Source organism: Lactobacillus nasalidis (genome assembly GCF_016587775.1).
Taxonomy (GTDB): domain Bacteria; phylum Bacillota; class Bacilli; order Lactobacillales; family Lactobacillaceae; genus Lactobacillus; species Lactobacillus nasalidis.
The window spans coordinates 1-241 of sequence record NZ_BOCG01000266.1 but is presented as its reverse complement, the minus strand read 5'-3'; the positions used below and the strand labels follow the sequence as shown (position 1 = coordinate 241).

1 protein-coding gene and 1 pseudogene are annotated in these 241 nt (G+C 49.4%); one reads left to right on the top strand and one right to left on the bottom strand.

What is annotated here, in order from left to right; genetic code table 11:
• A pseudogene (locus lacNas_RS14475) lies at positions 1-73 on the top strand (RNA-guided endonuclease TnpB family protein); the annotation flags it as partial.
• Here lacNas_RS14475 and lacNas_RS14035 read toward each other — a convergent pair.
• Positions 61-241 (bottom strand): hypothetical protein (locus lacNas_RS14035; protein WP_211198910.1); only part of this gene is annotated, 181 nt, incomplete at its 5' end. The pseudogene lacNas_RS14475 and the gene lacNas_RS14035 sit on opposite strands and share 13 nt — an antisense overlap.

The following is a 241-nucleotide window of genomic DNA, read 5'->3' as shown; positions in this document are numbered from 1 at the left end:
AGATCGGGACAAGAATGCGATGCTTAGCCTTCTAGCGCTGGTTGAGCATCCAGAATTAAATCATGCGCTATAAATTTTAAAGAAAGGAGAGTTAATGGCTAAGGCCTTGGCCTTAGTCATGCGGGTTGGCTGTACCCGAGGATTGGCGAGAGCCTTTCCATGAAGTTGCAAGAGTGGTGCTTCGGTACCTGCGCTGGTCAATGCGGTTACCCCCTTGTTGGGATATCGGAATACCGGTGAT